Annotated in this window: 11 protein-coding genes; 7 read left to right on the top strand and 4 right to left on the bottom strand. The window is 57.7% G+C overall.

The window, feature by feature from the left end:
• Window positions 1–167 precede the first annotated feature (167 nt).
• Window positions 168–1058: a LysR family transcriptional regulator gene (locus tag CRP02_RS03920; protein ID WP_097170336.1), complete on the bottom strand. Its 891-nt coding sequence runs from the start codon at window positions 1056–1058 to the stop codon at window positions 168–170.
• A 133-nt stretch (window positions 1059–1191) separates the two neighbouring features.
• Between CRP02_RS03920 and CRP02_RS03915 the strand changes: the two genes are divergently transcribed.
• Window positions 1192–2706 (top strand): MFS transporter, encoded by a 1515-nt coding sequence (locus CRP02_RS03915; protein ID WP_323455335.1) that lies wholly within the window; start codon window positions 1192–1194, stop codon window positions 2704–2706.
• 152 nt (window positions 2707–2858) lie between these two features.
• On the opposite strand, the gene CRP02_RS03910 is transcribed toward CRP02_RS03915, so the two are convergent.
• Window positions 2859–3794 (bottom strand): MYG1 family protein, encoded by a 936-nt coding sequence (locus CRP02_RS03910; RefSeq protein WP_097170334.1) that lies wholly within the window; start codon window positions 3792–3794, stop codon window positions 2859–2861.
• Window positions 3795–4047: 253 nt separating this feature from the next.
• Window positions 4048–5331, bottom strand: coding sequence for a cystathionine gamma-synthase family protein (locus CRP02_RS03900; RefSeq protein ID WP_013761334.1), 1284 nt, complete (start codon window positions 5329–5331; stop codon window positions 4048–4050).
• 126 nt (window positions 5332–5457) lie between these two features.
• Between CRP02_RS03900 and CRP02_RS03895 the strand changes: the two genes are divergently transcribed.
• On the top strand, window positions 5458–5916 hold the full coding sequence (locus tag CRP02_RS03895; protein ID WP_097100317.1) for an Lrp/AsnC family transcriptional regulator: 459 nt from the start codon (window positions 5458–5460) through the stop codon (window positions 5914–5916).
• Window positions 5917–5997: 81 nt separating this feature from the next.
• Here CRP02_RS03895 and CRP02_RS03890 read toward each other — a convergent pair whose 3' ends face one another.
• Complete coding sequence (locus CRP02_RS03890) at window positions 5998–8025, bottom strand: hypothetical protein (protein WP_097100318.1); 2028 nt, start codon at window positions 8023–8025, stop codon at window positions 5998–6000.
• 332 nt (window positions 8026–8357) lie between these two features.
• Between CRP02_RS03890 and CRP02_RS03885 the strand changes: the two genes are divergently transcribed.
• From CRP02_RS03885 to CRP02_RS03865, 5 genes are all read left to right on the top strand, one after another.
• Window positions 8358–10004 (top strand): ABC transporter ATP-binding protein, encoded by a 1647-nt coding sequence (locus CRP02_RS03885; RefSeq protein WP_097170332.1) that lies wholly within the window; start codon window positions 8358–8360, stop codon window positions 10002–10004.
• A gap of 294 nt (window positions 10005–10298) precedes the next feature.
• The gene (locus tag CRP02_RS03880) at window positions 10299–10784 is read left to right on the top strand and encodes a MarR family winged helix-turn-helix transcriptional regulator (protein WP_026330963.1); all 486 of its coding nucleotides are present in this window, start codon (window positions 10299–10301) and stop codon (window positions 10782–10784) included.
• A complete protein-coding gene (locus tag CRP02_RS03875) occupies window positions 10784–11494 on the top strand; it encodes an SDR family NAD(P)-dependent oxidoreductase (protein ID WP_162694200.1) in 711 nt (236 codons plus the stop codon). The genes CRP02_RS03880 and CRP02_RS03875 overlap by 1 nt, the downstream gene beginning before the upstream one ends.
• A gap of 1 nt (window position 11495) precedes the next feature.
• On the top strand, window positions 11496–12827 hold the full coding sequence (locus CRP02_RS03870) for an NAD(P)/FAD-dependent oxidoreductase (RefSeq protein WP_097170331.1): 1332 nt from the start codon (window positions 11496–11498) through the stop codon (window positions 12825–12827).
• 140 nt (window positions 12828–12967) lie between these two features.
• Entirely contained in the window at window positions 12968–14629 is a 1662-nt protein-coding gene (locus CRP02_RS03865; protein WP_097170330.1) for a peptide ABC transporter substrate-binding protein, read from the top strand.
• Window positions 14630–14711 lie beyond the last annotated feature (82 nt).

Genomic DNA, 14711 nt, shown 5'->3' with positions numbered 1-14711 from the left:
CGGCGATCTTTGTCCATGGTCATAAACTTCTCATCAGCATCCTTTATTTACCCACCGCCGTCTTATTGTTCAAGAAATGCAACGTAGTAGTCCGCCGATGGCTTCATTGGACGAACTCCACCAGCGCGCATAAGCCCGCTGGCATCTGTCATGCGCAGAGACTCCAGTCAGGTTTCGACAAACAGCTTTTCGATCGCAAAATCGATGAAGGCGCGCAGCCGCGGCGCCATGAAGCGGGCTGATGGCCAGACAATTGAAAACTGGCCTGGTGCGGCGAGATGTTCGTTCAGGACCGTCTCGAGCAGGCCATCCCTGATGGCGTCCGTCGCCAAGAATTCGGGCATGTAAGCGAGCCCCATCCCGTCAATCGCCGCCGCCCTTATCGCCTCCATATTACCGCAGGTGAGGGCGATACGCATGCTCGACAGGGGGTTGTCGCCGTTTTCCAGCAGCCATTCCTGAAACTTGCCGGAGGTCGGAAAGCGGAAGCGCAATGCATCATGCTCTGGCAATTGGCTGGGGTGCCGGGGCGTGCCCATTCGTTGAAAATAGTCGGGCGACGCGCATAAAATGAAGCGGAATGGACCAAGACGCCGCGCTATCAGGCTGGAATCATCTAGCTCGCCACTGCGGATTGCCGCATCGAAGCCGCCCTCGATCAGATCGACGCGCCTGTCGTTAAAGTCGAGTTCCAGATCGATATCGGGATAACGCCGGCGAAATTCAGGCACGATCGGCAGCAGAAAGCGGTATCCGATTGTCGGAAGCGTCACGCGCAGACTGCCGCGGGGCAGGGCCAGATTGTCCGTGACTGCTTCATGTGCGTCGCGCAGATCGGTCAGGATGGACCGATATCGCTCAAACAGCATTGCCCCTTCATTGGTCAGGGAGACCTGCCGGGTGGTACGGTTGAACAGCCGCACGCCCAGGGATGCCTCTAGTCGGGCAACGCTCTTTCCGACAGCAGAAGGTGACAGCCCCAGGCTCTGCCCGGCCTTGGCAAAATTCAGCCTTTCGGCAACCCGGACGAAGGCATCGATCTCGCTCAACTTATCCATTGTCACTGATTAGAGAATTTTAATCCGCAATGAAAGGCCTGTGAGGCCGATTGTCGAATTCAAGGCGTCTGATGAGAATGGATGCCGATACGCGACCTTGGTGTCGCGATGCCATTTCACGATTGGAGTTCGCATGAACGACGCCCCTCATAGAGCCTCAGCCAGCCGGAATTCGGTATTGGTGGCGGTATGTCTTGCCGCCTTGACGCTTCCTTTGAACTTCTCCGCCGGTGCGGTTGCCACGCCGGCGATAGGGCAGGACCTCGGTGGATCGCCTGCATCCCTCACCTGGATCACCAATGCCTTCATGCTGGCTTTCGGAAGTCTTCTGATGGCGGCGGGCGCGCTGGCCGATCGATATGGCAGACGGCGGGTGTTCTTGATCGGCCTTGCGCTGTTTACCGGCTTCTCCTTTGCGCTTGGATTTGCGCCTTCGGTGTGGATCATCGATCTGCTACGTGCCGGTCAAGGCGTGGGCGCCGCCGCTGCCCTGGCCGGAGGGACGGCCGCACTTGCGCAGGAATTCGACGGCCACGCTAGGACGCGCGCCTTTGGGTTGCTTGGAACGACCTTCGGCGTCGGTCTTGCATCTGGTCCGCTGCTGACGGGATTGATGATCGAAACGGTCGGATGGCGGGCAATATTCCTTGCCGGCGGCCTGATCGGCCTCCTTGCCCTGATCCTCGGCCCGCCACGGATGCGTGAAACGAGGGATCCCAATGCGGCGGAACTCGACTGGCTGGGCGCTGCAAGCTTCACCCTCACGCTCACCCTCTTCACCGTTGCGATGATCGAACTGCCTGTTCTCGGGTCCACCGGCATCATCGCTTTCAGCACAGGATTTGCGCTTTCGCTTGCAGCCTTCGTCTTGATCGAAATGCGGGCGGCGCGACCGATGCTGGACTTATCGCTGTTCCGTTATCCGCGGTTCGTGGGGGTGCAGCTATTGCCAATCGCCACCTGCGCCTGTTTCGTTGTTCTTCTTGTTATCATCCCGTTGCGCCTCATCGGTATCGAGCAACAAGGAGCAATCGGGGCGGGGTTCATCATGTTGGGACTGTCGGCTCCGATGCTGGTGGTGCCTATAGTTGCGACGATGTTGGCGCGTCATGTTTCGCCGGGCATGCTCTGCGGCATCGGCCTGCTGATCGCCGCCTCTGGCCTCGTCTGGCTTGCCGGCTTCACCGTAGAGGATGGAGCCATGATCGTTCTGCCCATGCTCGTCATCGGGGTGGGCGCCGGCCTGCCATGGGGCCTGATGGATGGCTTGTCCGTTGGCGTCGTGCCGGTGGAGCGTGCGGGAATGGCGACCGGCATATTCAGTACCGTGCGGGTTGCCGGTGAGGGCATCGCGCTTGCAGTCGTCAGCGCCGCCCTGTCGGCATTGACCTCGGCATCCCTCGGACGGCTGGCGCCCTTGTCTGAATCTCTCCTGAACCAGACAGGTCAGCGTCTGGCAGTGGGCGACTTGGCGGGTGCAGCGGCAATATCGTCCCACATCGGGGACGACCTGTTGCGGGATGCCTATCAGACTGCGTTTTCGACACTTTGCTGGTGGCTGGCCGCGGTAACGACGCTATGCGCCATCGCAGTCCTTCTCCTGTTGCCAAATAGTACTGCGGTCGCCGACAAGGTGACGGCTCCGTAGATTATCGGGAACGAACACGGTGTTCCCGGTTGGGCGTGGAGGAGGAGAGTCCAGTGATGCGGGCCGAAGGACATTAGCGGGCATATCCTTTGATATGCTTCTCCGGCCCGCCTTCCGGGCAATCTCCTACTCATGTGCCATTGTTCAATGAACTAGGCTACGGGAGCAGGCAAGATCGCCTCTTTCACAGCCAGTTCTGCCATGGCGAGTGCGGCATCACGGGTTTTGGCGGCGGCAATAAACCGGCCGTTGTGGCAAAAGCTCGCGCCTTCAACGCCACAAACCGCTTCCAGATCGCCATTTGTAAGGCCAGCCCATGCCGCAGGCAGGTCTGCCCGCAGTTCAAAGCCTTCATCTGCACGACGGATACCGGTCAGACACCAGTCCTTGTCACGCGGGTGAACGACAAACAGCAGATTGTCGGCGCCCGCCTTCACAATGGCGGGCCGAAACGGCATCCCCATCGGCAATTCCAGAATATGACCTTCACCGGCATCGACGATAGCCTGCATTACAAGCGCCTCGGCGCGCAGTTTCGCAGCGCTTTTGGATATTTTCGCCTCGACGAAGCTGCGGGCAATGACGAGCGCCGCGTGGAAACTGCGATCATCGGCTTCGGGGTCGGTCTCGTCAAAAACAGGTTTCAGAGTTTCCAGCAGGACAGGCAGCGTCAGTGCAACCAGCGGCCCGGCGACGGAGGGGCTGACCGCACCATTGTCGACCAGATCGACCGGCAGCACAAAGCTTCCATCGAAAGAGGCATGGATGGTTTCGACATGTTCATCGGGGATGCCGAAGGCGGCAAGATAGTCCCTGCCGAAATGCTTCCAGATCAGTCCGAACGAACTATATGGCTGACCGTCATCCCTCAGCGGCGCGCCGCGCTGATGGTGATCGAATATCCCGCTTGTCGCGTCATAAGCGCCGCCGACATCGTAGATGATGCGGTCCACGCCGGGGGTGATCCATTCCGGCGCCCTGCTGCGGACGATGCGGGCCTGCGGGAACAGCCGGGTCAGGATGACGCTGGACAGCAGTTCGTCGGCATGGAAGCCACCGGAATGGGTGACGAGAAAATCCGGGATCATGTCAGGATACGCCTTGTTGCTTGCGGGAGGTCCGCCTGGAATTGAGGCACCTGATACCCTTTGCCCGACGCCATCTCAACCCGTCATTCGCCGCTTCTGTATCATATTGCCGGTGCGGGACTGGCTCCACTCGTAGCGGAAGGTAACGCCGCTCCCCTTGTCGCCTTCCTGCACTACGTTGGTTTCCGTGTTTCGTATGTACTGGAAAACCCATAGGTATTGCAGTCGGGGAGGAGCGGCATTTGCCTCTTCGTCAGGCGGCATCCAGAGAGAGGGTCAGGTCGGCGACCAGATCGTCTGGATGTTCGATGCCGATTGACAGCCGGATCGTGGAATCAAGGACACCAATGCGCTGGCGGACATCGGCCGGAACACCCGAATGCGTCATCGTTGCAGGATGGGAGGCGAGAGATTCCGTGCCGCCAAGGCTGACCGCGAGTTTGAATATCGTGAGAGCGTTGAGGAATTTGAAAGACGCTGCCTGCCCGCCCGCAATGTCAAACGAGAAGGTCGATCCCGCACCGGTGCATTGATCTGCAAACACCTTGCCAACCGGGGATGCCGGATCGTGAAACGGCAGATAATGGATTTTCTCGACCTTGGGATGCGCCTTCAGGAATTCGGCCACCACCTCGGCATTGCTGTTTGCCCGCTCCATGCGGATTTGTAGCGTCTCAAGCGAGCGCCCGAGCATCCAGCACGAATGCGGGTCGAGCTGCGTGCCGATCGCTCCGCGTAATGCCTTCACCTGCTTCATGACATCCTTGCGACCGAGCGCTGCGCCGGCAATGAGGTCGGAGTGCCCGCCAACGTATTTTGTCAGTGAATAGAGCGAGATATCGGCACCGTGCTCGATAGGCCGCTGGAACACCGGACCGAGGAGTGTGTTGTCGCAGGCGATGATTGGCCTGTGCCCCTGCTTCTGGCCGATCACGTCGGCAACGCGGCTGATCATGGGGATGTCGACAATACTGTTTGTCGGGTTGGCGGGGGTCTCGATGAGGATGACGGACACCCTGCCTTTCGCCATCGCAGCCTCTGCGGCTGATATCACCGAGGCCTCGCTGACACCGTCGGCGAAACCCACCGCCGAAACGCCGAAATTGTGGAAGGTCTTTGCCAGCAGCGTCTCAGTGCCGCCGTACAAAGGCTGGGAATGGAGTACGGTGTCGCCCGGTCGAACGAAGGCGAAAAGCGTCGTCGAAATGGCGGACATGCCGGACGAGAAGAGCGCACAACTCTCGGTGCGTTCGTAAACGGCAAGGCGGTCCTCGACGATCTCGCTATTGGGATGGTTGAAACGCGAATAGACGAGGCCTGCACCTCTGCCTGCGGGCGGCTCCTTGCGGCCGGAGACATAGTCGAAGAAGTCGCGACCGTCTTCCGCCGACTTGAAGACGAAGGTCGAGGTCAGGAACACAGGCGGCTTCACCGCTCCTTCCGACAATTCCGGATCGTAGCCGTAATTGAGCATCTGGGTTTCAGGATGGAGAGCGTGGTTGCCGATATGGGTTTTAGACGGATGCGGTGCGGTCATTTGCGGAAGGTCCTCCTCAACAGACGTTGAACTGTCCGCAGCTTACATCCAATCAAGCCAAAATACCTTGCATTCTGAAGCGTGGATATGTCTGATGAAGCAATATATTGCGGAGAATTGTGCTTTATGTCGCAGAAAATTGCAGATCCAATCGACCGGCGGATAGTCAAGGAGCTGTCTGCCGACGCAAGGATCACCAACAACGAACTTGCCGAGCGAGTGGGCCTGTCGGCATCTGCATGTCTGCGGAGGCTGCGACGGCTGGAAGAGACGGGGGTGATCAAAGGTTATTCCGCGATCGTCGATCCGGCAATCGAGGGATGGACCATGACCGCGCTTGCATCCATCCGCCTCAGTCGCCAGCACGATGACGAAATCCGGATGTTCGAGGCGGCCGTTCTGGACTGGGACGAGGTTCTGGAATGTCACCTCGTCACGGGTTCGAGGGACTACATGCTCAAGGTCATGTGCGGTGGGCTCGAGGACTACGAGCGCTTCATCAAGGAGAAGATCGCGAAGCTGAAATGCGTCGACACCATCGAGACCAGCTTTGTCATGAACACGATCAAGGCGCGGCGTATCTAAGCTTTGCTAGAAGCTCCGCGCCCGGTGTGTTCAAGCTCCGAAAACCGGAGCTTGAACCGTTTGGGGGTGCGATCGGACGACTTACTCGGCCGTCGCCTGGATATCGACCTTGTCGAGAAGAAGCATCGGGTTTTCAGACGCTGCAACCAGATCAAAAAGACCAAGGCCATTTGGTCCAGTGGAGCGGGCGGTAACCGTAAGAGTACCGGGGTTGTTGATGAAGCGAAGCAACGCGTCCACCGCACTCTTGAGTTTGGGCTGTTCAGCTGCGATCTGCTGCAATCCCGCGCTTGCCACGAGTGTCAGAACACCGCGCACTTGATCCTCGGTCATGTCGTTTTGCAGAGCATACAGCTTGATGGCCTTGGCCATCAAACCTTCGTCCTTGATCGTCAGCTTTACCTCGCGACCCGCGAGCCCCAGGAGGGCGGCCTGAGTACGATTGGTGTCGAAGGAAAAGAACTCCTCCGTGAACCCGCTCGCCAGACCGGAAAAATTGACGCTGCCAATATCCTTGCCGCGCATGGAGACTTCCCGGATCACCAGGTTCTTGTTCGGTTCATCCCAGCCGGCGGCAAGGGCATAAGACAGGGCGAGTGCCTCGAAACCCAGTTTGCGGGCTTCGACAAAAACTTCCTCCGTCGAATCTGCCGGGATGGGAAGAGAAAGGTCATCCTGCCTGATCACGATATCTGTGGGGATGCCGTTGAAGGGCTTTGTCAGACCCATCTCGAAATTCCTGAGCGTGAACTTGATGCGCTCAGGCGTGCCTGATGTCTTTTCCTCTGTCTCGTCTTCTGTTTGTTCCGGGGCTGCGACATCAACGTTGATGCCACCGACACGGATGGTGCCCAGTTCCGGTATCAGATGATTAAACGGGAAAGTCTCGATCTGCTTGTCGTCAAGCCCGACGATTTTGGAGAGACTCTCGATTGTAGAACTCCAGTCAAAGCCCTTGAGGCTTGCCTCGGCGACTTCGATCGTGTCGACGCCATTTCCGATCGACATGCCATTCAGGCCGAAGTCGAGCTTACGGCTGTCCATCTGCATATCGATACGATCAATGCCGACCTTGACCCTTTTGCCGGCAGCTCCTTCGCTTTCATCAGGCGCGTCGGCCTTGAACCCGAGCAACTGCATGTTGCTCTTGCCAATCATATCGAGAATGGACAGGGCCTTGGCGAAAATTGCCTGGCGTTCCTGAGGTGAAAGCTCGTCGGTATTTTGGGTCGCCGCCAGTGCGTTCATCGTTTCCAGAAGCGGCTCGGCCGGCATGCGGGCGCTGAAGCCGTCGCTACGTATTTCATCGTAGGTGAAATGACCGTCTCCGTCTGAGAACGAGATTTTGCTGACGGAGAGCGGGCCATAGAGAAGCTTTGCGTCCTTATCTTCGGGACCCGCTTTTTCCGTATAGAGCCTTGCGAGGTAAGCGGCATCGAAGTCCTTCCCGGCTATGGCGCCGGTCGATACGACCAAGTGCTTCTTTTTCATCGCGCCAGTGCTGTCCGGTAGATCCATCTGGATGTCGTAGCTGGCATTGTCGATGGAATATCGGGCGACCCGGCCTTTGGCGATGTCCGAGAAGGCTACGTTCTTGTAAACAGTCTTCTGCTCGGTGGTGGCGATGGACTGCGTGAATGTCATCTCAGGCGTGGAAATACGCTCTGCTGCAAAGCGCTCTATGCGCTTGGGCAGAGAGTTGGCATTTCCGTCTCCGGATACTTCAGCCGCATCCGGTTTTGTGAACGCGGCATTCTCGACACGCGCATGCGCCATCGAGATCTTGCCGGTTGGCACGTCAACATTGATGTCGTTCAGCTCCAGTGCGCCATCCAGGAAAGGAAATTTTGGACGTCCATCGATAGCTGCAATCCGGATATTCTTGCCATCGGCAAGCGGCAAGGCCAGTTCGCGAATGTGAATCTGCCCGAGGAAATCAACCTCAACGGAACGGGCAGTTGCGCCAGTGCGAGCAACGAGTTCGCTGACCTTTGCTTCGTAGAAGGCCTTACCCCCGATGACGCCTGCAGCAGCAACAGCAATAATCGCAACCGCCGCCCATAAAGCTTTGGTCCGGCCCTTACCGGTTTGGGTATTTACCTGTTCCACGAAATTGGTCCTCTCCGACGCGATTTGAAACTGCACGCCTTTTAAGCACGCGAAAGTTGCTCCGCAAGTAGGCGCTAGCGGGACAGTTGGAGAACTTGTCCCGAAACCCAAAACGCCGGGTCCGCTCGTGACCAAATATCAAACGGGACAGCCTGGCATTTTGCAGATCATAAAGGTCATGCATGCTGGGCAGCGCCAAGGCGGTGCCGGTATCGACTGCCTCAGCTACCGCCACTCACTGGACAATATAGTAGACATAGTCCACCATATTGTTTCCGACGTATGAAGCGTCGGCCAAAGCGAACAAAGTTACAAAAAAACAAGGGGAACTTATGTCGCATCCAACCACGTCAGCCGACGTGGTGCTGTCCGTTCGCAATCTCACGGTGGATCTTCCGCCGGGAATGGAGCGCACCCACGCGGTCAAGAATATCTCTTTCGACCTCCACGCAGGTGAGATCCTGTGCATTATCGGTGAATCCGGGTCCGGCAAATCCGTCACTGCCAGCACGATCATGGGGCTGTTGTCGCCCGTGATAAAAGTCAGCTCCGGCGAAATCCATTTCAAGGGAATGGACATACTTGCGGCCAGGGAAGATAAAATCCGGCCGCTGCGTGGTCAGGCGGTCTCAATCATTTTCCAGGATCCGCTCTCCGCGCTCAATCCGTTGATGACAATCGGGGATCAGATCGCAGAAGTGCTTGAAGCGCATGGCTATGGAACGCCTGAAACCCGCAAGGCCAAGGTTCTGGATCTACTTGAAGAAGTCGGTCTTCCCGACCCGCCTCTGATGCGGCTGCAATATCCATTCCGTCTGTCTGGCGGACAACGCCAGCGGGTCATGATCGCCATGGCACTGGCACTCGATCCGGATGTCCTGATTGCCGATGAGCCAACAACCGCTCTCGACGTTACCACCCAGGCGCAGATCCTTGAGCTCATCCGCAAGATACAGAAGCGCAAGAACATGAGCGTCATGTTCATCACCCACGATTTCGGCGTCGTTGCCGAAATTGCCGATCGCGTCGTGGTGATGGAGAAGGGATATCTTGTGGAGCAGGGAAGGGCGGACCAGGTTCTGGTCAATCCTGTCCACCCCTATACCCAGCGACTTGTCGCTGCGGTTCCGCGGATGCGGAGCACTGAGCGTTCAGTCAGCGAAGAAGCTCCCGTCGTTCTCAAGGTCGAAAATCTTGAGAAGGAATATCGCAGCTCCGGCTCGTTTTTCCGCAAGGCCCGTATCGTCAAGGCGGTCAATGGTGTCAGCTTCAAGCTTCACAAGGGCCAGACCCTTGGTATCGTTGGCGAAAGCGGGTCGGGCAAGTCCTCGCTCGGGCGTGTCCTGCTGAAATTGCTGGAGGCGGATGGCGGTTCAATATGCTTCGATGGCCGTGACATAGCAGCGATGGACGAAACGACGTTTCGATCGTTGCGACCCTATATCCAGATGATTTTTCAGGATCCTTTCGCGTCGCTTAATCCCCGCCATACGATCGGCAGGATCTTGACGGTGGGCCCCGTTGCCCACGGAATGGCTGTGCATGAGGCGAGAATAAAGGCTCTCGGAATTCTGAAGCTCGTGGGGCTGGATGAACAGGCCTATGACCGTTACCCGCACGAATTCTCCGGCGGCCAACGCCAGCGCATCGGCATTGCCCGTGCACTGATGTTTGATCCGGTCGTCCTTGTGGCCGACGAAGCCGTGTCTGCTCTCGACGTTTCCATACAGGCGCAGGTTCTGGAGCTTCTGGCGCGGGTGCAGGCTGAAATGAAGGTGGCGATGATCTTCATCACCCATGACCTGAGAGTAGCAAGCCAGATTTGCGACGATGTGCTTGTCATGCACAAGGGAACGGTTGTCGAACAGGGGCCGCCGACAAAAATCTTCCGGTCGCCGGCCCATCCCTATACCCGCAAACTCGTTGCTGCGATCCCCGGTGCGGACTGGGAACCTGCGGCAACTGCCGTCGGCACATAACATCGAAGTCTGACGAGCCAGGCACCTCGTCAGACTTTGCATCGCGCGACATCAAAGACCGATTGCACCGCCGGATTATCGTGGATCCGGCGGCGCGAGAGGTTTTCCTTTTAAAGGTCTGATTTAAATAATAAAAATATGATTTCAGGAATAAAAAGTAGTTGCGTTTGTCTACTAATTATCCTTTCATTCAGTCACGAAACTGACATACGACATGGCCGAAAACCTGCACTGCGGCACGCCGGGAAAGCGTGTGCGCCAATGTCGATCTTTGACCATTCGAACGGAAATTCCATGTCCAAACCAACTGAAAACCCGCCGACATCGCCAACTGATATCAATCTCGACGTGCTTGAAGACACGCTGAGCTTTTACATCCGCACGATCAACCTTGCCGTATCGCGCGATCTCGATGCCCGGCTGGACGGGCTGGATGTGGCGAAGGGAACTGGAAAGATCACGACCCTGCTGCTCGTCGATGACTACCCGGGTATCCGTCCTTCAGTGATAGCTCATCTGACGATGCGGGACCGGTCTGCAATGGGCAGGATCATAGACCAGATGGTGTCGCACGATCTGATACGCCGGGAAGTGTCGCAGGAGGACAGCCGCGCCCAGGAGCTTTACATCACCGAAGCCGGAGCGGCACTTGCAACGAAAATCCGGGAGATCGTTCCACAGCAATCGCGCGATTTCTTCAGCTTCATCCCGGAAGACGAGCAGAAGCAGGTTATCGACATTTTGCGTCGCGCCTACCGCCATATTGTGGGGCTTGCATGATGGAACGAACGACAAAACGCGTTGCTCTCATATCCGGTGCAAGCCGGGGTATAGGCGACCATATCGCCGCTACTCTTCTTGGCGAAGGCTGGTCGGTATCGCTTGGTATGCGCAGCCCTTCGCTGCCGCAATGGGCTGTAGGTCACGAGGGACAGGTCCATCTTGCCCATTATGACGCAAATGATGCGAGTGCGGAGAAGCGCTGGGCCGATGATGCGTATCAGCATTTCGGTCGTATCGATGCTGTCGTGGCCAATGCCGGCATCATGATACCGAAGACAGTGATCGAAGCAGACGACGAAGACATCGACGCCATGCTTGCGGTCAACGTCAAGGCACCGAGAAGGCTGGTTAAGGCCGCCTGGGAGGCGTTGAGCGAGAGCGGTCGTGGCCGGGTCATCATCCTCGCTTCCCTTTCCGGCAAGCGGGTGAAGTCCGCATCTGCCGGCAGCTATTCTCTCTCCAAATTCGCGGCGGTAGCGCTTGCGCATGCCATCCGACAGGCGGGCTTCGAAAGCGGCGTGCGTGCGACAGCCGTATGCCCCGGTTTCGTTGCGACCGATATGGCGACCGCCTTGTCCGAACGGCCGGCGGATCAAATGACCCAGCCCGCCGATCTTGCCCGCATCATTGCCATGCTGCTGTCCTTACCGAATGAGGCTTCCGTCGCCGAATTCGCCATCAATTGCCAGCTCGAGGAGTTTTTCTGACATGCCCGGTCCTTATGTCGTTCCCGTCCATGGCGATGCGGAGTTGCCGAAAGAAGTCGATGTCGTCGTCATTGGCGGCGGCATTATCGGCACCTCCACCGCGCTCGAACTTGTCGATCAGGGGCTGCGTGTTGCACTTTGCGAAAAGGGCGGTATCGGCCACGAGCAGTCGAGCCGCAACTGGGGCTGGGTGCGCATTTCCCGCCGCGACCCACGCGAGGTGCCCTTGATGGCAGAATCGCTGCGCATCTGGGCGGATCTCAATCGCCGCACTGGGCGAGAAACCGGTTTCAAGCGTTCCGGCATCGTCTTTACATGCGCAAACGAAAAGGAATTTTCCGAGCACGAACGCTGGAACCGGAATCTGGAAGGCTACCAGATTGAAAGCCGCATGCTGAGTAGAGCGGAATTCAAGGCGAAATATCCCGGCTCCAACATGAATGTTGCCGGCGCGCTCTATACGGCCGGTGATTGCCGGGCCGAGCCGCAGCGCGCCGCGCCTGCCATTGCGGAAGCTGCCCGCGACCGCGGCGCTTTCATTCTGACCGAATGCGCCGTGCGCGGTCTGCAGCTCTCGGGCGGCAAGGTGTCGGGTGTCGTGACAGAGCGCGGTGAAATTGCCTGCAAGGCGGCGGTCATGGCGGGTGGCGCGTGGTCCAGCCTGTTTCTCGGCAACAACGGTCTCGATCTGCCGCAGCTCAAGGTCATGAATTCCGTGCTGCGCACAAAGCCGCTGGAAGGCGGCCCGGAAGAGGCAATCTGGTCGAACGGTTTTGCGATCCGCAAGCGCCTCGACGGCGGATATACGATCGCGAACGGCTTCCAGAACATCGTCGACATCGTGCCCGCATCTTTCCGTTATGCACTGAAATTCCTGCCGGCTCTGCGGCATGAGTGGCGCTCGCTCGACCTGCGCCTGACTGGCCGCTTTTACGATGAATGGCGCATTCCGCGCCGCTGGGCGCTCGATGAGGCTTCGCCCTTCGAATATAATCGCGTGCTCGATCCCGTTCCGGCGATGGACATGACGGACGGCGCCTTTGCCAAGCTGAAGAAAGCCTTTCCGGTCTTCGAAAAGGCCGAAATTTCGCAGCGCTGGGCGGGCATGATCGATGTGACGCCTGACGCTATTCCGGTCATCGACAATATCGACGCCATTCCGGGCTTTCATGTTGCAACCGGCTTTTCCGGCCATGGTTTCGGCATCGGCCCGGCGGCCGGAAAACTCATGGCTGATATCGTCACAGGCCGCAATCCGATTGTCGATCGTCGCGATTTCCGTTTCAGCCGCTTCAGCGACGGTTCGAAGATCGAACTGGTCAGCGGCTTTTGAAATGAGAAGCCCGGCGGTCAGGTGCCGCCGATCCTTTTGACGCATGAGGCAGGCAACTGCTGATGGGAGTAGTACCGCCCAAAGAGGCGGAAGCAAAAATAATCGTCGTGTTCAACCATCGGATCAAGGGGAACTAAAAAATGTCCGACCAGAACAAGCCGCTTATCAATACCACCCGCCGCCAGGCACTCGGCCTTTTGGCGCTCGGCGCATCCGGCGTCGTCCTTTCCGGTCTTCCGGGTTTTTCCCGCGCCATGGCGCAGGATAAGTCCGCCAAAGGCCAGCTCACGGTCGGCTTCTCGCAGGAGCCTACCGTCTTCAATCCACATATGCCGCATATTGAAGTCGACGAAGGCATCCATTTCAGCATCTTCGACCCGCTGTTTTATGTCGACGAGAAAGGTGCCTTCGTGGCAGCTCTCGCCGCCGAAGTGCCGACGGTCGAAAACGGCGGCATTTCCGCCGATGGTCTCAACTGGAAGGTCAAGCTGCGTGACGACGTCAAATGGCACGACGGCAAGACGTTCACCGCTGAAGACGTGAAGTTCACGCTTGAACTTCTGGTCGATCCCAACTTCCGTTCATGGCGCAAGACCGGGCACGAATTCGTACGTGATTTGACCGTGGTTTCGCCGACGGAAATTACCTGGAAGATGGAAAAGCCCTTCGCGCCCTATCCCTCGATCCTTGCTTCCACATTTATTACGCCAAAGCATCTCTTAGGTGCGGAAGCTGACCGCAATACCGCCGCCTATAACAACGCGCCGGTCGGAACGGGCGCTTTCAAGTGGAAGGAGCGGGTTGCAGGTGACTACATTCTGCTCGACGCCAATACCGAGTATTTTGGTGATGGCCCGCATATAGAGCGTCTGGTCTACAAATACGTACCCGACCTGAATGTGATGTACACCCAGTTCAAGACCGGCGACATAGACGTGGTGGGCCTGCAATGGATCACACCCGACCATTATGACGAGGCCAAGGATCTCGCCGGCAAGGTGGTCAACGTCGTGCCGGGCTCGACGATTGAATCCCTCTCGTTCAACATGGAACGTCCACAGTTCAAGGAGCCGGCGGTAAGAGAGGCGCTTTATGCGGCGATCGACAAACAATCGATCATCGAGGCACTTTATTACGGTTTGCCCACACCCACCGAAAGCTACGTTCCGCAGCAGTCGTTCTATTACAATCCAGATCTTCCCAAGCATGAATATTCCATCGAGAAAGCTAAAAAGCTGCTCGACGATGCGGGCTGGGCGCCCGGGGCGGACGGCATCCGCGCCAAGGATGGCGTGAAGCTCGCCTTCACCTGCTCCACGACAGCGGGCAATCACATCCGCGAACAGGTTCAGCAATACATGCAGCAATCCTTCAAGGATATCGGCGTGGAGATGACTATTTCGAACCTGCCGCCGGCTGTCATGTGGGGTGACTACTGGATGCTGTCGAAGTTCGATTCGGTTATCGTCGGGCTCGACTTCCTGACCGGCCCGGATCCCGATACCTCCGACTTCTTCCGCTCGACGTCGAGCGCTGCAAAAGGTGGCTCGGGCCAGAATACCTGGCAGTTCGTCAACAAGGACGTCGATGATCTTCTGGCCAAGGGCGGCAGTCTCTTCGTGCCGGAGGAGCGCAAGGCCGTCTACCTGAAGATCCAGGAGATCATGCGCAAGGAACTGCCGCTGTTGCCGCTGTTCCAGTACGCAACGGTGCGTGGTCACAAGCAGGGCGTCGAAAACGTGAAGCCAAACGTCAATAACCGTATCGATACCTGGAACGTTGCGACCTGGCGTCTGGCGTAAAGCCTGCCGCAGACAGGGCTTTATGCCCGATCCATGTGAAGTGCCGGCTTTGAAGCAGCCGGCACTCTTACGGCTATTCGTG

Source organism: Rhizobium sp. AN5, from assembly GCF_900215255.1.
GTDB lineage: Bacteria > Pseudomonadota > Alphaproteobacteria > Rhizobiales > Rhizobiaceae > Agrobacterium > Agrobacterium tumefaciens.
This window is presented reverse-complemented; position numbering and strand designations above follow the sequence as displayed.